Source organism: Streptomyces sp. SID13031 (genome assembly GCF_010548305.1).
GTDB lineage: Bacteria > Actinomycetota > Actinomycetes > Propionibacteriales > Kribbellaceae > Kribbella.
This window is the reverse complement of sequence record NZ_JAAGLV010000029.1, coordinates 1-24609: the sequence shown is the minus strand read 5'-3', so window position 1 is coordinate 24609 and position 24609 is coordinate 1. Positions and strand designations below refer to the sequence as shown.

Annotated in this window: 20 protein-coding genes and 1 pseudogene; 6 read left to right on the top strand and 15 right to left on the bottom strand. The window is 69.0% G+C overall.

Translation table 11 applies throughout. The features are described 5' to 3' along the window. Positions 1 to 34 precede the first annotated feature (34 nt). From G3I17_RS37145 to G3I17_RS37125, 5 genes are read right to left on the bottom strand one after another with little or no spacing between them, the layout of a single operon-like run. Positions 35 to 955 (bottom strand): type II secretion system F family protein, encoded by a 921-nt coding sequence (locus G3I17_RS37145; protein ID WP_164603700.1) that lies wholly within the window; start codon positions 953 to 955, stop codon positions 35 to 37. Further along, a complete protein-coding gene (locus tag G3I17_RS37140; RefSeq protein WP_164603698.1) occupies positions 952 to 1857 on the bottom strand; it encodes a type II secretion system F family protein in 906 nt (301 codons plus the stop codon). Before G3I17_RS37140 ends, G3I17_RS37145 begins: the two co-directional genes overlap by 4 nt. Further along, positions 1857 to 3167 (bottom strand): ATPase, T2SS/T4P/T4SS family, encoded by a 1311-nt coding sequence (locus tag G3I17_RS37135; protein WP_164603696.1) that lies wholly within the window; start codon positions 3165 to 3167, stop codon positions 1857 to 1859. The genes G3I17_RS37140 and G3I17_RS37135 overlap by 1 nt, the downstream gene beginning before the upstream one ends. Next, on the bottom strand, positions 3164 to 3982 hold the full coding sequence (locus tag G3I17_RS37130; RefSeq protein ID WP_164603694.1) for a hypothetical protein: 819 nt from the start codon (positions 3980 to 3982) through the stop codon (positions 3164 to 3166). The genes G3I17_RS37135 and G3I17_RS37130 overlap by 4 nt, the downstream gene beginning before the upstream one ends. Continuing rightward, entirely contained in the window at positions 3982 to 4710 is a 729-nt protein-coding gene (locus G3I17_RS37125) for a hypothetical protein (RefSeq protein ID WP_164603692.1), read from the bottom strand. Before G3I17_RS37125 ends, G3I17_RS37130 begins: the two co-directional genes overlap by 1 nt. Before the next feature lie 213 nt (positions 4711 to 4923). Here G3I17_RS37125 and G3I17_RS37120 point away from each other — a divergent pair, with 213 nt between their 5' ends. From G3I17_RS37120 to G3I17_RS37110, 3 genes are all read left to right on the top strand, one after another. After that, entirely contained in the window at positions 4924 to 12054 is a 7131-nt protein-coding gene (locus G3I17_RS37120; protein WP_164603690.1) for a hypothetical protein, read from the top strand. Between the two features lie 62 nt (positions 12055 to 12116). Next, positions 12117 to 12647 carry a hypothetical protein gene (locus G3I17_RS37115; RefSeq protein WP_164603688.1) on the top strand — a complete coding sequence of 177 codons (531 nt, stop codon included), beginning with the start codon at positions 12117 to 12119 and terminating at the stop codon, positions 12645 to 12647. Between the two features lie 3 nt (positions 12648 to 12650). Beyond that, positions 12651 to 13211 (top strand): hypothetical protein, encoded by a 561-nt coding sequence (locus G3I17_RS37110; RefSeq protein WP_164603685.1) that lies wholly within the window; start codon positions 12651 to 12653, stop codon positions 13209 to 13211. Here G3I17_RS37110 and G3I17_RS41400 read toward each other — a convergent pair. From G3I17_RS41400 to G3I17_RS37065, 9 genes are all read right to left on the bottom strand, one after another. Then, positions 13203 to 13829, bottom strand: a complete 627-nt coding sequence (locus tag G3I17_RS41400; protein ID WP_164603683.1) for an acVLRF1 family peptidyl-tRNA hydrolase — start codon at positions 13827 to 13829, stop codon at positions 13203 to 13205. The genes G3I17_RS37110 and G3I17_RS41400 overlap by 9 nt on opposite strands. A 92-nt stretch (positions 13830 to 13921) precedes the next feature. Further along, the gene (locus tag G3I17_RS37100; RefSeq protein WP_164603681.1) at positions 13922 to 14308 is read right to left on the bottom strand and encodes a metal-sulfur cluster assembly factor; all 387 of its coding nucleotides are present in this window, start codon (positions 14306 to 14308) and stop codon (positions 13922 to 13924) included. Then, complete coding sequence (sufU, locus tag G3I17_RS37095; RefSeq protein WP_164603678.1) at positions 14301 to 14759, bottom strand: Fe-S cluster assembly sulfur transfer protein SufU; 459 nt, start codon at positions 14757 to 14759, stop codon at positions 14301 to 14303. Before sufU ends, G3I17_RS37100 begins: the two co-directional genes overlap by 8 nt. Position 14760: 1 nt before the next feature. Next, on the bottom strand, positions 14761 to 16017 hold the full coding sequence (locus tag G3I17_RS37090; protein WP_164603676.1) for a cysteine desulfurase: 1257 nt from the start codon (positions 16015 to 16017) through the stop codon (positions 14761 to 14763). Then, on the bottom strand, positions 16014 to 16778 hold the full coding sequence (gene sufC / locus G3I17_RS37085) for a Fe-S cluster assembly ATPase SufC (RefSeq protein ID WP_164603675.1): 765 nt from the start codon (positions 16776 to 16778) through the stop codon (positions 16014 to 16016). The genes G3I17_RS37090 and sufC overlap by 4 nt, the downstream gene beginning before the upstream one ends. Before the next feature lie 23 nt (positions 16779 to 16801). Next, positions 16802 to 17137, bottom strand: a complete 336-nt coding sequence (locus tag G3I17_RS37080; RefSeq protein ID WP_164603673.1) for a non-heme iron oxygenase ferredoxin subunit — start codon at positions 17135 to 17137, stop codon at positions 16802 to 16804. Between the two features lie 2 nt (positions 17138 to 17139). Beyond that, positions 17140 to 18330: a Fe-S cluster assembly protein SufD gene (gene sufD, locus G3I17_RS37075; protein WP_164603671.1), complete on the bottom strand. Its 1191-nt coding sequence runs from the start codon at positions 18328 to 18330 to the stop codon at positions 17140 to 17142. After that, positions 18330 to 19742, bottom strand: a complete 1413-nt coding sequence (gene sufB / locus G3I17_RS37070; protein ID WP_164603669.1) for a Fe-S cluster assembly protein SufB — start codon at positions 19740 to 19742, stop codon at positions 18330 to 18332. Before sufB ends, sufD begins: the two co-directional genes overlap by 1 nt. Next, positions 19739 to 20440 carry a helix-turn-helix domain-containing protein gene (locus tag G3I17_RS37065; protein ID WP_164603792.1) on the bottom strand — a complete coding sequence of 234 codons (702 nt, stop codon included), beginning with the start codon at positions 20438 to 20440 and terminating at the stop codon, positions 19739 to 19741. Before G3I17_RS37065 ends, sufB begins: the two co-directional genes overlap by 4 nt. A gap of 154 nt (positions 20441 to 20594) precedes the next feature. On the opposite strand from G3I17_RS37065, the pseudogene G3I17_RS37060 reads away from it, so the two are divergent. The 3 genes and pseudogenes from G3I17_RS37060 to G3I17_RS37050 all read left to right on the top strand — a co-directional run. Beyond that, positions 20595 to 21266, top strand: a pseudogene (locus tag G3I17_RS37060) (ABC transporter ATP-binding protein); the annotation flags it as partial. A gap of 125 nt (positions 21267 to 21391) precedes the next feature. Further along, the gene (locus G3I17_RS37055; RefSeq protein WP_203591285.1) at positions 21392 to 22102 is read left to right on the top strand and encodes an ABC transporter permease; all 711 of its coding nucleotides are present in this window, start codon (positions 21392 to 21394) and stop codon (positions 22100 to 22102) included. A gap of 25 nt (positions 22103 to 22127) precedes the next feature. Next, positions 22128 to 23054 (top strand): COX15/CtaA family protein, encoded by a 927-nt coding sequence (locus tag G3I17_RS37050; RefSeq protein WP_203591284.1) that lies wholly within the window; start codon positions 22128 to 22130, stop codon positions 23052 to 23054. On the opposite strand, the gene G3I17_RS37045 is transcribed toward G3I17_RS37050, so the two are convergent. Then, on the bottom strand, positions 23047 to 24021 hold the full coding sequence (locus G3I17_RS37045; RefSeq protein WP_164603665.1) for a ScyD/ScyE family protein: 975 nt from the start codon (positions 24019 to 24021) through the stop codon (positions 23047 to 23049). The two genes, G3I17_RS37050 and G3I17_RS37045, sit on opposite strands and share 8 nt — an antisense overlap. Positions 24022 to 24609 lie beyond the last annotated feature (588 nt).

The following is a 24609-nucleotide window of genomic DNA, read 5'->3' as shown; positions in this document are numbered from 1 at the left end:
CCCGATGGATCCTTGTTCCCGGTGGCGGCCATCACTAACTTCCCAGGATCGCCGCACCGGCCGGGTAGCCGAGGAACAGCATGAACGCCGCGCACATCACCAGCTGGGCGACGAGCATCGACTGCGACCGCTCCCCTGCCTTGCCTTCGACGTCGGCGAGCTCTTTGCGCCGCAACGAGGCGGCCCGGGCCAGCAGCGAGGCGCGGATCTTCGCGCCCTCGTCACCGGCCAGCGCCAGCGCCGACGCCAGGTCGCGCAACTCCTCGACCCCGAGGTCCTCGCCCAGCCGGGCCATCGCGTCCCACGGTGTGATGCCGATCAGCCGCGCATTGGCCAGCGCCTGCCGGATCCTCGCCATCGCCCAGTGGTCGCCGATCGTCGAGGCCGTCATCAGCGCCTCCGGCAGACCGCGGCCACCGGCCAGGTTCATCGCGACCAGGTCGAGGAAGCTGCCGACCACATGCCGGAAGTCGCGCCGCCGGGCCTCCGCCTCCTGGCGCAGAGCCAGGTCAGGCAGGAAGAACGCGAACGTCATCGCGGCGAGCGTGACCACCGCCGGGGTCGCGCCGGGCGGGGTGAAGCCCAGCATCGCGAACAGGAACAGGATGAACGGGATGAAGATCAGCGCGCCCAGGGCGAAGAACACCTTGGTGGCGAGCATCGCCGCGAACGGCTGGTTCATCACCGCGAGGTCCCGCCGCAGCCGGCCGAACGTCCAGCCGCGCGCGTTCGCCTCGGCCTCCAGCCGCTGGCCGAGTGTCTCGCGGGCCCGGTCCACTCCGCCGAGCACCCGCTCCCCCGCCGCGCTGGCGGTCGCGGCACTCACATACCCCGAGCGGCCGGCGTCGATCCGCGCGATCGTCGAGAGCACGTTGGCGCGCGGCCTGATGAACATCCGGATCAACAGGTAGAGCCCCGCACCGAACAGGCCGCCCGCGATGAATGCGCCGGTCATCCGCCCACCACCTCCATCCGCTCGTCACCACTGCGATGTGCCCGCCGGTCGTCACTGCGGATCAGGAACCGCTCCGGTACCTCGATCTTCGCCAGTTTGCGCAGCCAGACCAGTCCAACGGCGTACAGCGCGATGACGATGAAGAGCACGAACTGGCCGATGAAACTCGTGTACGGCGAGACGTACGTCGGGTTGAACAGGATCAGCGCGGCGGCCACCAGGAGCGTGATCGCCACGACGACCTGGACGCTTCGCCGGGTCGAGCGGCGCTCAGCGGCCACCTTCCGGCGGACGTCGAGCTCTTCGCGGGCGGAGTCGGCCAGGGCGCTCAGCACTTCACGCAGACCCGGGCCACGCAGTCGCGCGTTCAGCACCAGCGCCGCGACGATCAGGTCGGCCGACGGGTCGTTCAAATCGTCGGCGAACCGCATCAGGGCCGAGGGCAACGGTTCGCGGATCCGCAGCCGGTCGACCAGCAGGTTCAGACTCGGCTTGATCGCGGGGGCCGCGTTGACCGCGGTGGCCGGGATCGCCTGTTCCAGACCGACGGCGCCGGCGATCGTGTCGCGCAACGCCTCGGTCCAGGTGGCCAGCGCCTCCAGCCGCTCGATCGCCCGGCGCTCTTCACCTGTACCACCGAAGAAGCGATCGGCCAGCGCCGCCAGCAGCCCGAGAGCAGCCGCCAGCACGAGCCAGCGGGTGACGACGAGGACGATCAGACCGACTGCGATGCCGGTACCGAATCGGATCAGTTGCTTACGGCCCTCAACGCTGCCGCCTCGCTGGAACAGCGACGGGGTCGCCTCGCGCGGCAACGTCCCGCGGATCGCGACGACCAGCAGCAGGATCGCGCCACCGACCACCGCGCCGCACAGGAGTGCCAGCAAGGTCTCGCTGCTCATCAGGCCCACCGTCCGTGCACGAGCGGCTGGTAGCCGTAGTGCTCGAGCTCGTCCATACAGGCGATCGGCGCGTGCGCCGCGGCCCGGCCGTCGGGGCCCGGGGCGAACACCTCGCCGGACAGCACCCGGCCGTCCCAGCCGGTCACCTCACGGATGCTCTCGATGTACCGGCTGAGGGTGCCGCCGTGCTGGTAGTCGTTGTGCTTACGGACGAACACGACGAAGTCGAGCGCTCCCGAGATCAGCATCTGGGTCGCCTCCATCGGCAACCGCTCACGCGCCTGGATGGCGTAGGTGCTGATCCGGTTGAACACCTCCATCGAGCTGTTCGAGTGGATCGTCGACAGCGAGCCGTCGTTACCCTGGCTCATCGCGTTCAGCATCGTGACGATCTCGTCGCCGAGCACCTCACCGACGATGACGCGGCTGGGGTTCATCCGCAGCGAGCGGCGGACCAGGTCGGCCATGTCGACCTGACCGACACCTTCGGAGTTCGGCAGCCGCTCCTCGAACGCGACCACGTTCGGGTGCAGGTCCTTGAACTCCCCCAGCCCGAGCTCGAGCGAGCGCTCGACCGTGATGAGGCGCTCGTGCGGCTGGATCTCGTTGGCCAGCGCACGCAGCAGGGTGGTCTTGCCGGAGTTCGTCGCGCCCGCGATCATCACGTTCTTCCGGGCCGCGACCGCGGCCTTGAGGAAGGACGCGATCTCGGCGGACATCGTGCCGTTGGCCACCAGATCCTGCAGGAAGACCTTGCCGAGCCGGGATCGCCGGATCGAGACCGACGGGCGCGCCGTCACGCCCATCACCGCCGACAACCGCGACCCGTCGGGCAGCCGCAGATCGAGCTGCGGGTTGGCCGAGTCGAACGGGCGGCTGGTCAGGCCCGCGTGCGCCGCGAGCACCTGGATCAGCTCGATCAGCTCGTCGTCGTTGTCGGCCACCGGCCCCGGCCGCTCCTCGCGACCGTCGCCGTACTGGATGAAGACCTGGTCGCACCCGTTGATGTCGATGTTCTCGACGTCCGGGTCGTCGATCAGCGGTTGCAGCCGGCCGACGCCGAACAGCGCGGAGTGGATCGCGCCGGCGATCTGCGCGTCGTCCTCCGGCGTCGGCGGCGTGCGCCCCTCAGCCAGCTCGTACCGGGCGTGGTCCTCGAGCACCTGGACGATCAGCGAGCGTGCGTACTCCCGCTCGTCCTCGGCGCTCATCGGCGGTACGCCGTTGGCCTGGTCGCGCCGGCGCTGCTCGTTCAGCCGCTCGGCGACCTGGACCCGGAGCTTGCGGACGAGCTCCTGGTCCGTGCTCATCTACCCTCCCAGGCGCCGTCCGAGGAGCCGGGCGGGAAGGCCGCCTGAGCCATGTCGAAGTCGTGCTGGGTCGGCATCGCGACCGCCGCCGCCATCTCGGCCGCGATGTCGCCGGCCGTGCGGATCAACGGCGTCCGGTCCAGCCGGCCCTGGCCGCGGCCGTCGAAGAACGCGGCGCCGGCCGGGTCGTAGGCCAGATGCCAGCGGTGCTGCACCGGCACGGACATCGCGTCCAGGACTGACCAGACCTGCTTCACGCCCTCGCGCCGCTTCGGGTCGCCGACCACGAGCACGCCGAGCTTGGCGTCGACGTGGTGGACGAGCTGGCCGAGCCGTTCGCGCAGGTGTGCAACGGACGAGCCGGTCGCGGTACAGACCAGGACGACCATCCGGGCCGCCTGTACTACCGGCAGCTGGGGCGAGGACGGACCGATCCGGCCGCAGTCGGCGATCACGTCGGCGCTGAACATCTGGTTGAAGGTGATCCCGAGCGGCTCCCAGAGCCCACCCATGCCACCGATCTGCTCGGGCGAACGAACGCCGACCATCACGTCCAGGCCGCCGTCGAGCTGCTGGCTGTGGGCCATGATGACGTCGTCGTCGAGACCTTTACGGCCGGCCGCGGCCAGGCTGACCAGCCCCCGGTCGGAGTTGAGCGGCTGGCCACCGGGTGCCGACATCCGGATCGCCACATCGCTGCCCGACGGGTCACACTCGGCCAGCAGCACCGGCCGCGGCCAGAGCGCGCCCAGCACCAGGCCGGTAGTGGTCACTCCGGGCGAGCCCTTCGCGCTCGCCAATGCGACGAGTGCCATCAGCCGCCTGCCCGGATCGGCGCTACGTCGGGCTTGGTGCCGGCCGGCAACTTCACCAGTACCAGGGTCTTGGACGCGGCGGCCGCGGCGACGGCGGTGGACTGCGCCGCAGGCACCAGGATGGTCACGTTCAGCGTGGTGCTCGCGCTCGTCTTGTCATCGGTGACCTTGCCCGATGAGCTGGTCACCGAAGCCGCCGTGACCAGGATCGAGGGCACGCCACCAGCCTGGTTGGAGGCCGGCACCTGGACCACCTGGACGATGTCGCCGCCCGCGAGGTTGGACGACGGCGCCCGGCCGGCTTCGAGGCTGACACCGACCAGCGCGCCACCGGCCGGGATCGGTTCGGTGGTGAAGTTCTGGGGGGTGACGAACTGATTGCGGTACAGCCAGGTGGTCGTGTACTGGCCCTCGTACTTCTTCCACTGGGCGTATGGGATCAGCGCGCCGGTCTTGCCGGCCAGGTCACCGCGGGCGAAGTCATCCTCGTCGATCCTGCTCCCAGGCGGGAGCGACGTGGGCACCATCACGATGTAGTCCTGCCGATTGCCGCTGCGCAGGGCGATCAGGGCCGAGCCGGAGGCGCCCAGCAGGATCAGGATCACCGCCAGAGCCGCGAGCGCGGGGCGGCGTTCGCGGCTGGACGGCAGTCGGTTCGAGCCACCGCCCGCTGCCTTGGAACCGCGGGCACCGGGGGCGGAGGGACGCGTGGGGGACGAGAAACTCACCCGCCTACCGTAATGGTCGGTGAGGACCATCCGGACCGAATGGACACGCTGTTACCTCTTCGGTGCCCGGGCCGCGACCTGCTCGCGCTCTTCGTGGGAACTCAGCACCCTAACCGGTAGCCGGATTGAAATCTTTTGCCGGTTGTCCGGGGGGAACCCCAAAGGTTACTTTGCGGTCACACTCACCTCACCGACGCCGAAGGAGCCGACCGGATGAGCAGTCCGACGCAGGGCGATCTCGCCGGGGCCCGCGCGCGCGAGGCTCTCGGCATCGCCCTCGGCGTGGTCGCGCCGTCCGGCGTACGCCTGCGCGACGGCGGCTTCCGGCTGGACGCACAAGAGGTTCTGCCTGCCCACGTCGTCACCGCGCTGGACACCCGTCTCACCCGCCGGGCAGCTGATCGAGCGAGCGAGGAGCGTCTGCTGGCCGAGTCGGTCGCCCTGGTCGGCGCCGAGGTCGCCCGGAGCCGCGGGCTGGAACCGGCCGACGGCGCAACCGCAGCACTTGACCGCCTCCTGCACGTACCGGGTCTGCAGCAGACCCGGCGCGACGAGGCCGACGCGATGTTGCGAATCGTCCTGGAGAGCGCGGCCCCACAGTCCGAGACAGCGGCGGCCCGCCTCGCGAGCCTGCCGGACCGATCGCCGCAGGCACGGCCTACCCAGCTGGTCTCCACAGCACAGCAGATCCGCCGCGACGCGCTACTGCTGAACCACCAGGCATCAAACCCCTCCTTACAAGCCTCCGGTACTGCGCTGCCGATCGCGCCGCAGCAGCAGTTGCAGCAGCAAGGCGGGCGGCATCGATCGCAGGTCGGCTCCCGCCACCGCCGGGTCTCGAACGCCCGGACCGCGACGCCCCAGGTCCGTGGATCCGGACTCGTCACCGGCATCGGTGGCCGCCCGGCCCTCGACCTGGATCTCAACGAGAACGCGGCTCTCGCGGCCCTCCAGCGACTCGGCCGCGCGGAGCTCGGCGGCATGATCACCAGCCGTCCGGCGATCAACCCCCAAACCCAGCAGGCCGTTCTCGAGACCACCACGAGCGACGCACCGCAACACCTCCGGGTCGAGATCCTGCCGACCAGCCGAGGTCTGGCCGCCGAAGGGCGACTCCGCTCGGGCACGGAGAACGATCCGCACGTACTACGGATCTCGCCGCGCCTGGCCGACGACCAGCTGGCCCAGGTCTGGGTCCACCAGCTCAGCCAGCTGACCCATGAGCTCGACGCGGCCAACACCGGGCGGCCGACCGGAGTGCTGGGCAAGCTGCGGTCGGTGTTCAGCCACGAGAAGCGCGATCGCAGGCTGAGCGCCGACTACGCGTCGTACCAGTTCCTCACCGACTCGTGGCATCGGGCGCGGGCTGCGGCTCCCCAGAGCGTCGCCGGGCTGGAGCGTGATCTCGATGCTCTCGCGACCTCGATCCGCAAGAGAGGCGGGGTCACGCCCGCACTCCCCTGGGCTGCCGACGCGATGCACGTTCCTGGGGCAGCAGCGGCCGGTACCGCCGCAGCGCTCGCAGTACGGGCCGAGTCGGCCGGGTTGGCGCCGTACACGCCTGCCGCTTTGCAACTGCAGGTTGCCGGCGCAGTCAGCGGCTTGGCGTCGGAAGTGCGGGAACTGCAGACGCTGGCTGACGCGAAGACGGCGAGTTCCGCCGCGGCCACCGACGAAGCCCGAGAACTCTCCTCGAAGGCCGCTGCCGAGCTCAGCTTCAAGGACAAGGGTGCGCCTGAACGAGCCCGCGTGCTCAACGTCGAGGCCTCCGGAGCCGCCCGGAAGGCCACCCGGCACACAGAGATCGCCGGTGGCTATCAGCAGGCAGTGGTCGCGGCCGAGCAGGCCCTGGCCGGTCAGCGAGACCTGCTGGCCGAGCTGAACGCAGTCATCAGTGACCCGCGCCAGCCGCAGGCAGCACTCGCCACCCTGGCTCAGAACGCCGTGGAGAAGACAGAGGCGTACCGGGTCGCGGCGGAGGCGGCTCTACCGGTCAAGGACGTGCTGCACACCGGTGTACCGGACGGGCAGCCGCTCAACGCTCCCATCAGCCAGATCGACCAGGTGCTGGCCGCGCACGGCATCTCCGCCCAGCTCGGCGACAGCACTGCGCCTCCACCGCTGCCGGCTGCGGCGTACCGGCGGCTGCTGTCAGGTGACGGGATGGAGTTCACCGTCGGTGGGAGCCCTGACTCCGACGTCACGAAGCTGGCCCAGGTCCGGTTGAGGCTGCGGCCTCGCGACGTCCGCGAGAACCTCGATCGCGACTACGAGCTGGCCGAGCAGATGTCGGGCACGATCGGCGATGGCGGTCAGAGCATCGCGACCACCGCGACGCATTCGACCAACTTCAGCTTCGGGGTGAATGCCCAACCACTGATGGCGATGGCGCCGCCCGGGAGCACTGTCCACTCGTTGTCCCAGGTCGCTGCTCCGCGGATCGATGTGTCCTCCGGCAGGGGCCAGAGCGAGACGAGCGGTTCCAGCTCGCACGACAAGCAGGGCGCGGTCGACGACGACCGGGGCGAATCGCTGCAGGTCGGCTGGACCGGCACGTGGGAGGTCGAGGTTCGCGCCTCCGCGACGGAGCCTTGGTCAGCGCCGGCGACGTTCGATGCGGGCCACCAGCTGACCTGGGTCTCGGCCGCCTACACCGTGAAGCCCGCCAGCGAAACGGTCACGCTCGCCGAGCTCGGCCGGGCGAACGAGGTCGACCCGGCGTTCCCTCGCCACACGGTCACCAATATCGAAGGCCTCAACTCCATCCGCGACCGGATCATCGCGGGTGGCCGCGAACGCTTCGGCGAGATCGACCGGGTCGCATACGCCCAGATCGACGGCCTGCTCACCGAGGACGTCTCCCGGCTGCTGCGGCAGACGAGCAAGCCAGGCGGGTACGGCCGCCAGATCGTCAGCGGCGGCGAGGCCGTGTACCACGTGCAGCTCGAGGTCGAGCCGATCTGGAGTACGGCGAAGCTCAGTGGTGAGTCCAGCCCCGACCTCTGGCAGGAGGAGGTCGAGGTCGACTTCAACGGCGTCAGCGCAAACCAGAGCTCCAGCTCCTCCGCATCCGCGTCGGTAGGTCTGGCCTACCCGGGCACGGCCGTGGCCGGGCAGCCGGTGCCGGACTACTACCCGAGCCCGTCCGCGCTGAACGACATCGGCTCGACGACCGCGGACGTCTCCCCGAGCGTGTCAGCCGGGCGCAACGTCTCCCGGCAAGGCGGGCTGAGCGTCAGCGCGACCTCGATCACTCCCGTCGTGCACCGCAACCAAGGCCCGACGCAGGGCGTCGTGGTCGGCCTCCGGGTCAGGGCCACTCTGCGCAAGCTCAACGATCCAGCGGCTGAGCCGGTCGTGGTGACCGACTTCTGCGACGCCCGGCTCCGGGTGCCCGAGAACGATCTGCTCCGCGCGGGCGGGCGAGTCGACAAGGACGCCGTACGGCGTAACCCTGACGGCACGGCTCGCCTGGATCAGTACAAGCGGGCCTTGCTGCGAGGCGACCCCGAGCCGCCGACCGGGGTGCAGACCCTGCCGCCCGTGATCGGGCCCGGGGCGAATCAGCTGCGCGGCGGCGGGCAAGCGCTCGTCCAGAACTTCACGGGCGATCGCGAAGCGCTGGAGCAGACGCTGCGCAACCTCAGCCGCGAAGGGCTCGTGCCGCCCCTCGACGCCAATCTCCAGCCCGTTTTCGATGACGTGCCCGACGACCGGCGGCTGCGTTCCGGGCAGCTGATCAACTACGACCGGACGGTTCAGCACATCGCCGCCGAGCGCCTCGAAGCCGGCTACAACCAGGCCACGCAGAGCGGTATCCCGCTGGTGCTGATCGACCAGCGGACCGGGCACGCGCCGCAGTACCGGACGTTCCGGATCGCCGTTCAGCAGGACTTCACGGACGTCACCGGCGAGGGGACGAGTACGACCGACAACGTCGTACGGCTCGGGATCGCCTCCGATGCGAGCAGCCGTTCGGGCGGGCGGTCGAAGGGCGTGCCTTTGTCGGCGGGGGCGAGCCTCAGCAATGGTCCGGCCGAAGGCGTTCGCGGCTGGGCCGGGCGGATCGGGGTGAAGCTCAGCCGGAGCGCGGTCGGCAGGAGCTTCAACTGGTCGGCGGGCCGCCGGGTCAACCGGGTGTCGCTGACCGAGACCACCGGGCCGGTCGACATCCTGCGGACCGGTCACCGGGTCGTCGTCACCGAGATCACCAAGGACGGCGACTCCGCTCCCCTCGCCGACGCGAAGGGCAGCGCCCGGATCCTCGTCGACAACGCGCTGGCGCGGGCGGCCGAGCCGGTCCACGCGGCCCAGCCCAAGGCCCCGAGCGCGGCCGCGGTCAAGCAGTCGATGCCGGTGCACGTCGACGCGGGAAACCCCGTCGACCGGATCACGTCGGCGGTGGACGCGATCGACCTGGGTTCCAACACCTATCTCGAACTGCACGCCATGCTCGCGCCGGACAGCCTGGTCGCGCACAAGGAGTGGATGAACGGCGAGTACCGGCTCCCGATGACCATCGTTCCGCCGGCGGGCAATCCCGTGGACGCGATTCGCCAGGGCACGTTGCTGCCGCGTGGCCTCAGTGTGGTGGTCCGTGGTGAGGCGGTCGACCGCACCTTCCTCGCGGTCACCGAGCAGAACTCGGGCGACATCAACTTCACCATGAAGGACACCGGCTTCACCTCCGGCCGATCGACCTCGGGCGGAGTCGGCGTCGACGGCGGTGCCGGCCCGGTCGAGGCCGATGGTTCCGCGTTCTCGGGCGGCGCCAACCTCGGGCGCACCGGCGGTACGTCGCAGTCGACAAGCAACAGCCAGACCACCGGCGAAGAGGGCCTGCTGGTCAACATCGGCACGCATCACCAGTTCCTCGACCGGTACAAATTGGTCGCCGACCTCGTCGACGCCAACGGCGCCGTGGTGCAGTCCGTGCCGTTGCAGGACGCCAAGGTACAGACGACGACGCCGGAGCGACGTGCCCTGCGCTTGTACGGGCGACGCGAGCTCGACCTTCCGCTGGAGGTCGTCAGCGACGCGGCCGAGCGATATCTCGAGGGCCAACTCAAGATCAGCCCGCGAGACGCCGCGGCCTTCGTTCGTCGCTACAAGCAGGAGAAGGCCAGTGTCACCACAGGTCTGGCCACCGAGCACACCGACGAGCGGCTGACCGAGCGACTCGTCGAGCACGCGAAGGCCTCCCAGTCGACCGCGCCGTCGGCTCGGCAGCGGTTCGACGACGCGGTCATCGGCATCGCACGAGTCGCCGACCAGCCGCGCGAGATGGGGCTGCCACCGCAGTACGACATCGGGCTGGCGTCGGCGCAGATCGAGGACATCAGCCCGATCGGTCAGCCGGGTGGACAGGTGGATCTCCTCAATCCCGCGCTCAAGCAGGTCGAAAAGCTGGCCCCGGGACTGCTGGCGTCCAACCCGATGCTGCGGGCCGCTCTGGCCACCGACCTCGGGACCGACGGCTGGCAGGGGCACCTGGGCGACATGTACGGCGTCCGTGGCTTCGTCGCCGAGGTGGAGGTACCGGTCCCCGGGCAACCTCAGCCCGACCTCATCGTCGTCCGCGTCAAGGCCCGGTACGACGGTCCAGTACTGGTCGACGGGACGCCAGACATCCCCGAGGTCGACGCGATCGGGCTCAAGCAGAACTACGACTACGGCACCCAGGAAGAGTCCGTCTCGCACACTACGACGTACGCGGCGGGCGCTGAGCTGAAGGACTCCTCCTTGTCGGGAGGCATCGGGACCGACCGCAGCCGCAACGTCACCGCCAAGCGCGGCACCCAGAACACGCACGTGGACCGGACTGGGCACTTCAACCAGGCCGAGATCCGCCGGGACGCCACCTTCGATGTTCAGGTGTCCCGGGTCCGCAGCGCGGGTGCAGCCACGATGGCCGGCCTGCGCTGGCGGCTCAACCGGACCCTGCCCGCGGAGCAGACGACTCACGCGACACCCGAGCAGGTCCAGGCCCGGATGACGCTGATGGTGCCCCGCGAGCTGCTCAAGGAGGCAACCCCGAACGCTCCGGCTCCGGCGGTCGAGCCCGATCACCGCGTCGTACAGGTGCCGGAGGGCGCCACCGCAGAGGCGATGATCCCGCATGGCGAGGGTGAGCCGGAGGTCGATCAGCTCCATCAGCAGATCCGGGCGTACCTGGTTGCCCACAAGGACATGGGCGAAGCGGCGATGCGGGAGAACGACGTCGCGCTGGAGGGCGAGCTCTCGCCGACCGCGCTGCGGGCCGCCCTCAAGCGACTGACCAGCGACCAAGGCCTGGAGCTGACGGCGATGGCCGGCCGGGGCAACTCGAACACCAAGTTCGTCGTCACCGTCAAGGCCAGGCCGGTGGGCTGGGAGCTGCAGGACGACCCCATCTCCGGCGGCCAGAGCGGCCAGGTGTGGCGGGCCATGGAGAGCAATGGCATCACCGTCACCGGCAACCGGCTGATGCCGGTGACGGGCAGCGGTGGCGCGAGTGGTGGGCTGGTCAACGTCGGCGGCTCGGTCGGCGAACAGGTCAAGGAGCAGTCCTCCGACTCCCACGCGACCCGGCTGGAGACGAGCCGCTTCAAGGAGGGCGAGCAGGCGACCGTGAAGGCGCCGATGGCCCTCAGCGTGACGGTTCACGAGGTGGCCGAATCGGGCCGCGGCCTGCCGAAGGTCAAGCGCTCCGTGCAGTTGCCCGAGACCGCCAACGCCGTGTACTACCTCAAGATGCTCCAGAACGAGTACCTCGACGGTCTGCGGCAACTCGAGTCGGGCACCAAGGCCGCACCAGCGCTGGAGGCGGCCGGGCCCAAGCCCGCGAAGGCCGAGCTGCGCACCACGGAGTACGGAGTAGATGCCGCAGGCAACGATGTTCACCAGCCGTACCGGCCACTGCTGACCGCGCTGAACCAGGCGGTCGCGGAGAAGCGCACAGTGGCTCTGGCCGTGCAGGAGGCCGGCGGGGCGGAGCGACACTATGAGGCCTTCCAGGACGGATCGCTGAAAGAGGTGGGCGACGACTCCGGCTATGCCGAGGCGTTCGCCGGTCTGCACCCGAGGGTCGCGCTGATGTGCGAGGGACGCGTCGACCTGCGCACGCTCTACAACGGCACCGCGCGGTCGGAGTCGTTCAACGGCAAGGTGGCCGAGGCGCTCGAGCACAACGGCGTACCGCTCGCGATGCTGAAGGGCCTCGACCACTCGACCACTGCCCGGCAGCTGAGCGCGCCGGCGGGCCAGGGCGAGCGGCAACCGACCGGCGGCGCCGGCACCAGTCACGGCGCTGGTCACGGCCCTGGTCACGGTGCCGGCCATGGGCCCGCGCTGGCAGGTCAGTGACGCGTCGGCCTATCCGCGCCGGGATACCGGGCATGATGGTCCGACACGAGGAGAGGGACGGCATGGCTTTCGCGATGGCACGCACGAGGGACGAGGCGCACCTCTATCTCGAGCTGCACCCCTGCCCGGACTGCGGTTCGGTCGAGGCGCCCTGGGAGCACGCGCTGATCGAGGTCGACGGCGACCTGACCATCAGCTACGCCGCGGTCTGTCCGGGCTGCGCGGCCGAGCGGGAGTACCTGTTCGGTCTGCCGGCCAAAGAGACTCCAGTGGGATCCTGGCCGACCTTCGGCGGTACCGAGCCTTCGGAGCTGCTCGATGCCGGCCAGTGGCTGGCGGTGGCCGACCAGGCAGCCGGCAACGTGCCCGTCGAGCCGGCGGAGGCAGGGCTCGCCTTGTCCATCGCGCGGGCGGCGGTCGAGGAAGTCATCAAGTTCGTGCCACCCGGGCAGCCCGTCGTACCGGCGGAGGAGTTCTGGACGCCGGACGGCCGCCAGGTCTTCGAGGCCGAACCCGGGAGGTTCCGGCTGGACCGCCTGCTGGTGGTGCGCGACACGTATCACGAACTCGTCCGAGAAACAGGAGCGAAATAACCGATGCTGACCGCAAGGACCCTGGCCGAGACCCAGGTCTACGTGAGCCTGACGACGGTGGCCGACGAGTCCGCACCGGCCGCCGAGCCCGCCCCGATCCTGCCCGGCGTGAACGCCGCCGAGGGCGAGGACGCCTGGACGGTGACCACGACGGCGGGCGAGATCTCGGTGCCGTACGCCTCGGAGCAGGCGGCCCGGACGGTCGGCGCGCGCTTCGGCCTCGGGGTCTCGCAGCTCGTCGACGCCGCCCAGTGGGTGCTCGTGGCGGAGACGTTCGCGCGCCGGGCGCTGGCGGCCGACATGGCCTACAGCGGTGGTCCGGATCAGGATCGGGCCATTGTCGAGCTGAACTGGGAGGCCGCCGCCGACGCGGTCGGTGAGGCGCTGAAGTTCCTGCCGGAGGGTGCCGAAGATGTCGCCGAGGCGGGCGTCTGGTCCGAGCTCGGCGCCCAGGCCCGCGCCCAGAACCCGCAGATGCTCACCCGCGGCAAGCTGGTCGACGACCTGCAGTACTACCGCGGCACGCTCGACGACTTCCGCGCGCTCTACGGCCCGTCAGTCTGAGCCGGGCGGGTCGGTGAGCTCGATCCGGATTGCCCGAGCGTCTACCCCGGCCTGCTCCAGCACCTTCTGCCGGGGATCGGCCACGCCGAGAAAGGGAGGCCGGACCAGCGGGTGAAGCGCCTTCAGCCGTGGGTCTTCGAGCACGGTGTCGATCGCCTTCCGGTCTCCCCCGCAGACCAGTACGTCGAGCTTGGCCGGCGCGAGGATCCGTACGGCGACCTCGGTGGCCGCGTTGAACGCCTCGCGCGCCTGATTGTCGCGACGACGGGCGAACCGCTGCTGCGACCAGCCACCGGCCTTGGTGGTGCCCTGCACGTGCCGGGAGCCGACCTTGGAGTCCACCAACTTGGTGCCGGCGAAAACACCAGCGCCATAGCCACCGCGGCGTACGAGCAACAACCCGACGCGCCGCTCGGTCAGCACATGCGCCACCAGCCCGGCCGGTGTGCGGTCTTCGAGCGGCCCGAACGGTACTTCGATGTCGGCGCGCGACCCGTCCTCGGCCGATGCGCTGAGGTGGGTCGGCGTCACGTCGTACGAGGTGACGCCGTGGCGCTCGGTGAAGCCGGCCAGCCAGCGTTCGAGCCGCTCGGGGCCGATGGAGACGATTCGGGTCACCCGTTGACGCTAGCCCATCCGGACATGCTGAAGCCCGGGCCACCTGACCCGGGCTTCGGCAGTACTAGGGTGCTCCGACGTTTACGTGCTGCTCAGACGTTGAAGCCGAGCGCGCGCAGCTGGTCGCGGCCGTCGTCGGTGATCTTCTCCGGGCCCCACGGCGGCATCCAGACCCAGTTGATCCGGAAGTCGTTGACCAGGCCTTCGAGTGACATCCGGGTCTGGTCCTCGATCACGTCGGTCAGCGGGCAGGCCGCGGACGTCAGCGTCATGTCGATGATCGCGGTGTTGCTGTCGTCCACGGTCACGCCGTAGATCAGGCCGAGGTCGACGACGTTGATCCCCAGCTCGGGGTCGACGACGTCCTTGAGCGCCTCGGTCACGTCTTCGACGGCAACCGGGGTCGTACCGGCTGGCTTGCCCGCCGCCTCGAGGTCTACCTCGGGCAGCTCGATCTTCTCGTCGGTCTGCTCAGACATTGGTTGCTCCTTCTTTCTTCGCGAGTGCCTGGGCGGTCGCGTCGCGCCAGGCAGACCAGCCCAGCAACGCGCACTTCACCCGGGCCGGGAACTGCGCGACACCCGCGAAGGCGACGCCGTCTTCCAGAACTTCTTCGTCCGGTTCCACATTCCCCCGGCCCTGCATCAGTTCCAGGAACTTCTCGTACGTCGCCATGCCCTCGGCGATCGGCTTGCCGATCACCAGGTCGCTCATCACCGAGGTGGCCGCCTGGCTGATCGAGCAACCGACGCTCTTGTGCGTCACGCCGGTCACCGTGTCACCGTCGAGCTCGACGCGCAACGTGACCTCGTCCCCGCAGGACGGGTTCACGTGGTGCACCTCCACGTCGTACGGGTCCGACAGCCCGGCGTGGTGCGGGCTGCGGTAGTGATCCAGGATGATCTCTTGGTACAGGCTGTCGAGCTGCATATCAGTCCACCTTGAAGAATGACCGGACGAACCCGAGCCCGTCGACGAGCGCGTCGATCTCCTCGGGAGTCGTGTACAGGTAGAAAGACGCTCTGGTCGACGATTGCATTCCGAACCGCTCGTGCACCGGCCGCGCGCAGTGGTGCCCGGCGCGGACCGCGATACCGCGAGTGTCCAGAACTGTCGACACGTCGTGCGGGTGCACGCCGTCGAGCTCGAAGCTGATCGCTCCGCCCCGGTCGGCGATGTCGCTCGGCCCGAGGATCTTCAGCCCCGGCACCGTCTTCAGGCCTTCCAGCGCGTACGCCGTGATGGCCTGCTCGTGGGCCGCAACCTTGTCCATCCCGATGCCGGCCAGGTAATCCAGCGCCGCGCCGAGCCCGACGGCCTGCGCGATCGGCGGCGTACCGGCCTCGAAGCGCGCCGGCGGCGGGGCGTACGTCGAGCCCGTCATCCGCACGATCTCGATCATCTCGCCCCCGCCGAGGAACGGCGGCAGCTGGGCGAGCAGGTCGTAGCGTCCCCAGAGCACGCCGATCCCGGTCGGGCCGACGACCTTGTGACCGGTGAAGGCGAGCAGGTCGGCGCCGAGCGTCGAGACGTCGACCGGGAACTGCGGCACGGCCTGGGAGGCGTCGACCACGACCGTCGCACCGACCGTGTGGGCCTTCGCGGCGATCTCGGTGATCGGGTTGATCGTGCCGAGCGCGTTCGAGACCCAGGTCAGCGAAACGATCTTGGTGCGCTCGTTGATCAGCTCCTCGATGTTGCTCAGGTCGAGGCGGCCCTCGTCCGTCACGCCGAACCAGCGCAGGGTCGCGCCGGTGCGCTCGCAGGCGAGCTGCCACGGGACGATGTTGCTGTGGTGCTCCATCTCCGTGATGAGCACCTCGTCCCCCGGCTTCAGCGAAGCACCGAGCGTGTACGCCGCCAGGTTGAGCGCCTCGGAGGCGTTCTTGGTGAAGACGATCTCGTCCCGGTTGGTCGCGCCGATGAAGGCAGCGACCTTGTCCCGGCCACCCTCGTACGCCGCGGTCGCCTCGGCACCCAGCTGGTGCATGGCACGAGCCACGTTGGCGTTGTGGATCAAGTAGTGATCCTCGATCGCCTTGACCACCTGAACCGGCTTCTGCGACGAGTTCGCCGAGTCCAGGTAGACCAGCGGGAAGTCGTTCGCCAGCACTCGCGACAGGATGGGGAAGTCCGCCCGGACCGATTGCAGGTCCAGCGGACTGCTGAAGGTCCGGGCGTCACTCATGCCTTGGCGCCTGTCTTCAGGAACCGCTCGTAGCCGTTGGCCTCGAGCTCGTCGGCCAGCTCCGGGCCGCCCTCTTCGGCGACCTTGCCATCGACGAAGACGTGCACGAAGTCCGGCGTGATGTAGCGCAGGATCCGGGTGTAGTGGGTGATCAGCAGAACGCCCTTGTCACCCTTCTCCGCGAACCGGTTGACGCCGGTGGAGACGATCTTCAGCGCGTCGATGTCGAGGCCTGAGTCGGTCTCGTCGAGGATCGCGATCTTCGGGTCGAGCAGCTCGAGCTGGACGATCTCGTGCCGCTTCTTCTCACCACCGGAGAAGCCCTCGTTCACGTTCCGGGTGCCGAACTCCGGGTCCATCTCCAGGTCGGAGAGCGCCTTGTTGACGTCCTTGACCCAGGTGCGCAGCTTCGGCGCCTCGCCGTCGATCGCGGTCTTGGCGGTGCGCAGGAAGTTCGACACCGACACCCCGGGGACCTCGACCGGGTACTGCATGGCCAGGAACAGGCCGGCCCGGGCGCGCTCGTCGACCTTCATGTCCAGGACATCTTCGCCGTCGAGCGTCACGGTGCCGCTGGTGACGTTGTACTTCGGGTGGCCGGCGATCGAGTACGCCAGCGTGGACTTGCCGGAACCGTTCGGGCCCATGATCGCGTGCGTCTGACCACCGGCGATGGTCAGGTCGACGCCGCGCAGGATCTCCTTCGGGCCGTTCTCGGTATCGACCGACACGTGCAGGTCGCGGATCTCGAGTGTCGCCATGGGGGTTTCTATCTCCGTCTTTACTAGGAAGCCTGGTTCAGGGGGTTCTTGACGTCGACCAGCAGATCGTCGCCGTCCAGCCGCACCGGGTAGACCGGTACCGGGTCGTACGCCGGCAGGCTGAGCGGCTCGCCGGTCTTCAGACTGAAGCGCGAGCCGTGCAGCCAGCACTCGATCTCGCAGTCGCCGACGTCGCCCTCGGACAACTGGATCTGCGCGTGCGAGCACTCGTCGCGGACGGCGAAGTACTGGCCGTCGCTCTTCACGACCGCCACCTCGACGCCGCCCACCTCCGTCGCGATGACCCCTTCGTCGGGGACGTCGGCGACGGCGCACGCGCGTTCGAACGAGTCACTCATGCTCAGGCCTTGGCCGCCGCGCTCAGCTCAGCCGCCCGGGCCAGCTTCTGCTCGATCACGTCGTGCAGGTGCTCGGTCACCTCGGGAACGCCGATCCGGCCGATGATGTCGTTGAAGAAGCCGGACACCACCAGTCGCCGGGCCTCGTCCTCGGGGATGCCGCGGGCCTGCAGGTAGAACAGCTGCTCGTCGTCGAACCGGCCGGTCGCCGAGGCGTGCCCGGCGCCCTCGATCTCGCCGGTCTCGATCTCCAGGTTTGGCACCGAGTCGGCGCGGGCGCCATCGGTGAGCACCAGGTTCCGGTTCAGCTCGAAGGTGTTGGTGCCCTCGGCCGCGGCCCGGATCAGCACGTCGCCGATCCACACCGAGCGGGCGTGGTCACCGGCGAGCGCGCCCTTGTAGAGCACGTTGCTCTTGCAGTTGATCGCCTCGTGGTCGACGAACAGCCGGTTCTCGTGGTGCTGGCCCGACTCGGCGAACAGCACGCCGAGCAGGTTCGCGTCGCCACCCGGACCGGCGTACCGGACGTTGGTGGAGAGCCGGACGATCTTGCCGCCCAGCGTCACCGTGACGTGGTTGAGCTTGGCGTCCCGGCCGATCACGGCGTCGTGCTGGCCGACGTGGATCGACTCGTGGTCGCCCTGCTGGATCGACACGACGCGCAACTCGGCGCCGTCACCGACAACGATCTCCACGTTGGCCGCGTATTCGCCGCTGCCCGTGTGGTCGATGATCACGGTCGCCCGGCTGTGCCGGCCGGCCTCGATCACCAGGTGGCCGTAACCGCGGCCGCCGAGGCTGGCGACGTTCACGTGCACGGGCTCGGTCAGCTCGGCCTCGACCGGGATCCGGACCGCGAGCGCTTCGCCGGCCTGCTTCCAGGCGATGGCGGCGACCCGGTCCTGCGGGGTGAGTGCCTTGACGGCGTCGACGGCGATGCTCTCGACGACGACGCCCTCGGGGCCGTGCGCGTCGATTTTGGGCGTCTCGGTGCCGGCCTCGTCGGCGAACAGTGCCTTCAGGGCCTTGACCGGGGTGAAGCGCCACTCCTCTTCACGGCCGTTCGGCACCGGGAAGTCGGCCACGTCGTACGACGTGGTCCGCTCGCTCCGGGCCTGCAACGGCACCGGGGAGCCCGGCCCGTGGGAGTGCGCCTGGTTACCGGTCGCAACCAGGGTTTCGGTGGCTGACATCAGCCGACGGCCCCTTCCATCTGCAGCTCGATCAGTCGGTTCAGTTCCAGCGCGTACTCCATCGGGAGCTCGCGGGCGATCGGCTCGATGAAGCCGCGGACGATCATCGCCATCGCCTCGTCCTCGGCCATTCCCCGGCTCATCAGGTAGAAAAGCTGGTCGTCGCTGACCTTGGAGACGGTCGCCTCGTGCCCCATCGCGACGTCGTCCTCGCGGACGTCGACGTACGGGTAGGTGTCGGAGCGGCTGATCGTGTCGATCAGCAGCGCGTCACAGCGCACCGTGGACTTGCTGTGGTGCGCGCCCGGCGCGACCTCGACCAGACCGCGGTACGACGTCCGGCCACCGCCACGGGCGACCGACTTCGAGATGATCGAGCTCGACGTGTACGGCGCGTTGTGGACCATCTTCGAGCCGGCGTCCTGGTGCTGGCCCTCGCCGGCGAACGCGATCGACAGCGTCTCGCCCTTGGCGTGCTCACCCATCAGGTAGACGGCCGGGTACTTCATCGTCACCTTGGAGCCGATGTTGCCGTCGATCCACTCCATCGTCGCGCCCTCTTCACAGGTGGCGCGCTTGGTGACCAGGTTGTAGACGTTGTTCGACCAGTTCTGGATCGTCGTGTAGCGGCAGCGGGCGCCCTTCTTCACGATGATCTCGACGACCGCGGAGTGCAGCGAGTCCGACTTGTAGATCGGCGCCGTGCAGCCCTCGACGTAGTGAACGTAGGCGTCCTCGTCGACGATGATCAGGGTCCGCTCGAACTGGCCCATGTTCTCGGTGTTGATCCGGAAGTAGGCCTGCAGCGGGATGTCCACCTTGACGCCCTTGGGCACGTAGATGAACGAGCCGCCGGACCAGACCGACGTGTTCAGCGCGGCGAACTTGTTGTCGCCGACCGGGATCACCGAGCCGAAGTACTCCTGGAACAGCTCCGGGTGCTCGCGCAGGCCGGTGTCGGTGTCCATGAAGATGACGCCCTGGGCCTCCAGGTCCTCGCGGATCTGGTGGTAGACGACCTCCGACTCGTACTGCGCGGCGACGCCGGCGACCAGGCGCTGCTTCTCCGCCTCCGGGATGCCGAGCCGGTCGTAGGTGTTCTTGATGTCCTCGGGCAGCTCTTCCCAGCTGGTGGCCTGCTTCTCCGTCGAGCGGACGAAGTACTTGATGTTGTCGAAGTCGATCCCGGACAGATCGGCGCCCCAGGACGGCATCGGCTTGCGGTCGAAGAGCTTCAGGCCCTTCAGCCGCAGGTCCAGCATCCACTCCGGCTCGTCCTTCAGCGTCGAGATGCCCCGCACCACGTCGGCGTTGATGCCGCGCTTGGCGATGGAACCGGCAGCGTCACTGTCGGACCAGCCGAACTTGTACGTGCCGAGCCCGTCGAGCTCGGGGTGAGCGGTTTGCGTCATCGTGCAGTCCTCGCAGATTCGCCGTCGGAAACAAGGGAAACCGATGCCGGGGCACCGGGAATGTGCGTAGTACAGACACCGTCGCCGTGGGCGATGGTGGCCAGCCGCTGGACGTGCCGGCCGAGGAGTCTCGAGAACACCTCGGTCTCGGCCTCGCACAGCTGGGGGAACTGCGCGGCCACGTGCGCGACCGGGCAGTGGTGCTGGCACAACTGCTCGCCGGCACCGGCTTGCTGGGCTGAGGCGGCATACCCGTCCGCGGTCAGTGCCTTGGCCAGTACCTGCGCCTTGTCACTCTCGGGAGCCGCCGCCAGCAACTCCCTGTACCGCTCTTCCACCTCGGCGACCCGCTGCCGGGCGAACTCCACGACGGCCTCGTCGCCACCGGACTCCGCGATGAAGCGGAGGGCGGTCGCGGCCAGGTCGTCGTACGCCTGGTGGAAATCGTGCCGGCCGATGTCGGTCAGCACGAAGACCTTGGCGGGACGGCCACGGCCACGGGGGCCGTAGACGCGCTCCTCGCGGCTCTCGACCAGGCCCGCTTCGAGCAGGTGGTCGAGGTGCCGGCGGACCGCCGCCGGGGTCAGCTCGAGCCGGTCGGCCAGCACCGCTGCGCTGGACGGCCCGTTGGTCAGGATCGAGCGGGCGACCCGGTCCCGGGTGGATTCGTCCCGCGCGACAGCAGTGCCCTCGGGCACTCGGCTGGTCTGTGCGGAAGTTTTCACAACAACAGTGTCACCTAATTGCTGGAGGCCTTCAAATAAGGCTGCCCTAACCGGTTCGCCACCCCGCGCCTGCCACTTCGGGTGACCGTGAGCAGCGTCACGTCAAGGCGTTTACTACTCTGCACTTGTGCCAGTCGCGGTGGAGATCGACAACCTCGTCGTCCGGTACGGCGAGAAGGCCGCTGTGGACGGGCTCAGTCTCACCGTAACCGGCGGAACAGTGACGTCCGTGCTCGGCCCCAACGGAGCCGGCAAGACGACCACGGTGGAGAGCTGTGAAGGCTTCCGCCGGCCCGACTCGGGGCAGGTCCGGGTGCTCGGGCTCGACCCGATCGCCGACCACGACGAGCTGATGCCCCGGATCGGCGTGATGCTGCAGGACGGCGGCGCCTGGTCGGGCGTCCGCGCGCTGGAGATGCTCCGGTACGTCGCGTCGCTGCACGCCCATCCGCTGGAGCTCCCGGCGCTGATCGAGCGGCTGGACCTCGGCACCTGCGGCCGTACGCCGTACCGGCGCCTCTCGGGTGGGCAGAAGCAGCGCCTGTCGCTGGCGATGGCGATCGTCGGGCGGCCGGAGATCGTCTTCCTGGACGAGCCGACCACCGGGCTCGACCCGCACGGTCGCCGGGAGATCTGGCAGCTGATCCGGGATCTGCGCGATGACGGCGTGACCGTCGTGCTGACCACGCACGCGATGGACGAGGCAGAGCAGCTGTCCGACCAGGTGCACGTAGTGTCGGCCGGCAAGGTGATCGCCTCCGGCAGTCCCGACGTATTGACCGAGCACGGCGCCAAGTCGCTCGAGGATGTCTATCTGGCGCTGACGGCTCGGGAGAGCAAGTGAGGACTGAGCAAGTGAGCACCACCTATGTCCCTCGTCCTGGCTCCGCCCCCTGGCCCCGGAAGGTCTACTCGCACGCAGTCATGGAGTTCCGACTGCTCCTGCGCAACGGAGAGCAGTTGCTGCTCGCCCTGGTGATCCCGCTGGGGCTACTGCTCCTCCTGGGTGGCACTGGCCTCGGCGACCGGCTCCCCCTCGGCGACGGGCCGGCTGTGGACCTCGCAGTACCGCGGGTGCTCGCGCTGGCCGTGCTGTCCACCTCCTTTACCTCCCTGGCCATCGCGACCGGCTTCGAGCGCCGGTACGGGGTGATCAAGCGGCTGGGCGCCTCTCCCCTGTCCCGGACCGGTCTGCTGGCCGGGAAGATCGGCTCGGTCCTGGCGATCCAGGTGATCCAGCTGACCGTCCTGATCGTCGCTGGCTTCGCCCTGGGCTGGAAGCCGGTCGGCGGGCCTACTGCGGTGTTCGGCGTCCTACTGATGGTCTTGTGCGGTACTGCGGCCTTCGCTTCGCTCGGGCTACTGATGGCCGGAGTGCTGCGCGCCGAGGCGACGCTGGCCGCGGCGAACCTCCTGTACCTGCTGCTGCTGGTCGGTGGCGCGATCATGACGCCGGTCGAGGAGTACCCCGAGAGCATGCAGGGCGTAGTACGGCTGCTGCCGAGTGCCGCGCTGGCCAACGGGCTCGCGAACTCCACCCTGGAAGGCGTTGTGCCGTGGGCCGCTGCACTGTCTCTGGCCCTGTGGGCTGCCGTGCTCGGATACCTGGTGTCCCGGACCTTCCGGTGGGACTGAGCAAGGCCTTCTCTAGAGTGTGCCGGTGACCACGGACGCCCCCACCCACCCGACCGAGCCTGTCAACGGATTCTGGCGGCTGGTGCCAGAGCCGAGCCTGGACGTCGTCCGCCGCTGGGGCTGGACCTCCGTCGTGGTCAACATCGGCATCGTGGTGACCGGCGGGCTGGTGCGGCTGACCGGCTCGGGGCTGGGCTGCCCGACCTGGCCGTCGTGCACCGACTCGTCGTACGTGCCGCACAGCGAGCTGGGGTTCCACGCCGCGATCGAGTTCGGCAACCGGATGCTCGGGTTCGTGGTCGCGGTAGTCGCGATCTGCACCTGGCTCGTGGTGATGCGGTACCGGCCACGGCGTACCGACTTGCGGCGACTCGCCACCGCGGCCGCGCTGGGTGTCCCGCTGCAAGCTGTGATCGGTGGCGTGAGCGTTCTCACCGGACTGAACCCGTGGATCGTGTCGGCGCACTTCCTGGTGTCGCCGATCATCATCACGTTGACCGTGGCGATGATGCGGCGGTCGAGGACGAGTCCTTATCCGCACACTCCCCCGGTGGTCCGGGCGCTCGCAACCGCTTGTGTGGTGGCGGTCTGGGTGGCCGTTGCCCTCGGCACCGTTGTCACCGGCGCCGGGCCGCACTCAGGCGATCCGGAGACGGGCCGGAACGGCTTCGATCCGGAGATCATCAGCCAGCTGCACTCCGACAGCGTGTTCGCCCTGCTGGGTGTCTCGATCGCTCTGGTGATCGCCACCCGGGTGACGGCGACCTCCCGCACCCTGCGCAAACTCGCTGCCTGGTTGCTGGCGATGGAGCTGATACAGGGTGCGGTCGGTTTCACTCAGTACTTCACTGGCCTGCCGTGGGTGCTCGTGCTGATCCACATGTTCTTCGCCGGATTGCTGATCGCCCTGGTCACAGCCGTTTACGGCGAACGTGGAACACCCGCTACTTGATTCTGTAGATGGCTCCCGGGCCGAACAGCGGTGACGAGACGAAGACGTCGCCGTACCTGTTGATGGCCGCGCCCGCCGGAAGGACCAGCTTGCCCTTGGCAAGTTCCTTCTTGTAACCGGCCTTGTGGTGCTTGCCGGGGTACTGGAGGAACAACGAACCAATCGCCGGCGTGCCCGGAGGTTCGGCCGCAAGCCAAGTGGCCTTGGCCAGCTCGACGACCGCGATCGTGCCGTGCGGACCCGCGGCCAGGTCGACGATCGAGGTGTAGCCGTCGGCGTACCGCTGGCAGCTGCCCTTGTTCGGCTTCAGCGGGTCACAGACCGCGTTGACCGATCCGGGCTTGATCCGCCAGATCTCAGAGGTCCCGGCCGTGGCCGGGAAGCCGCGCAGCTCGCCCACGTAGTAGTAGCCGTCGGAGCCGACCGTCACCGAGGTGGCGACCGCTTCGGCCGGCATCAGCTGACCACCGAACTCAGCCGGCGCCTTGACGACGCGCGGCTTGAGCCGGGCGACCGTCTTGATCTTGCCGTTCGGCCAGACCCGGAGCAGATCGTTGTTCGCGGCATCGGACACGAGCACCGTGCCGTCGCGCAGCGTGGCCACGCCGAACGGATTCGACTCCGTCGGTTCGTCCGCCAGGTTGTACGGGTCCGGATCCTTCAGCTGGTACTTCGCGATGTCGGCCACCTTGACCGGCGACTTGCCCGGCCGCAGCTTGAACAGCGTTGCGCTACCGGGCGGCAACGGCTGCCCTGGTTCGCCACCCGCACCGGTCAGCGCATAGGTAGTACCCCACCTGTCGGTGTCGACCGCCGGCGGGAAACCGCCCGGAACCGTACCGAGCTTCTTGATCCCCTTGTTGGTGCCATAGGCCCACGCCTCGTAAACCGAGCCGTCACCCAGGCTGTAGACGATCTTGGACCCGTTGGCCGCGACTCCACGCGGCCCGTTCAGACCGGTCACCACCGGTTTGAGACTGCTGTGGCCACCAGTACCTTCGGCCTGCGCCGCCACCAGCACCGTACCGAGAAGCGCAACGGCCGAAACCGCCGCTATTCGTGCTGTCCTAACCCGCACCTCTACCCCCTACATGCCCGTCCCCCCAGCATGGAGCCGCCCTCCACGGACCCTCCATGGCAACACCACAACCCCTACAGGTCAACGGGAAAGCACACCGCCACCACCCGCACACCGAGGGCACATAGAACGACAGGGCAACCACCCCTGCCCAATCAGGCAGCACATCCCAATCGAGCACCAACCAGTCGCCCCAAGCCCCAACACGCGCTCAAGTCGCAGCCCCGACGGCCCACCTTGTGCACGACCTGAGCGTTTCGGGGCCGGCAATCCACTCAGGTGGTGCACAAAGTCGCCGACCCGACACCTCCAACAGCCCCAGAGGCGGCCGGCTCGCACCCGAGCGCCCTGTCTGAGGGGTTGACCCCTCAGACGGCTTGCCACAGGAGCGGCCGATCGGCGATCGCTCATGCGCGACGCAAGAGCGGCGGGCTCGGGCGGGTGGCGGTAGTGCGGCGACGTAGAAGGGCGACCCGG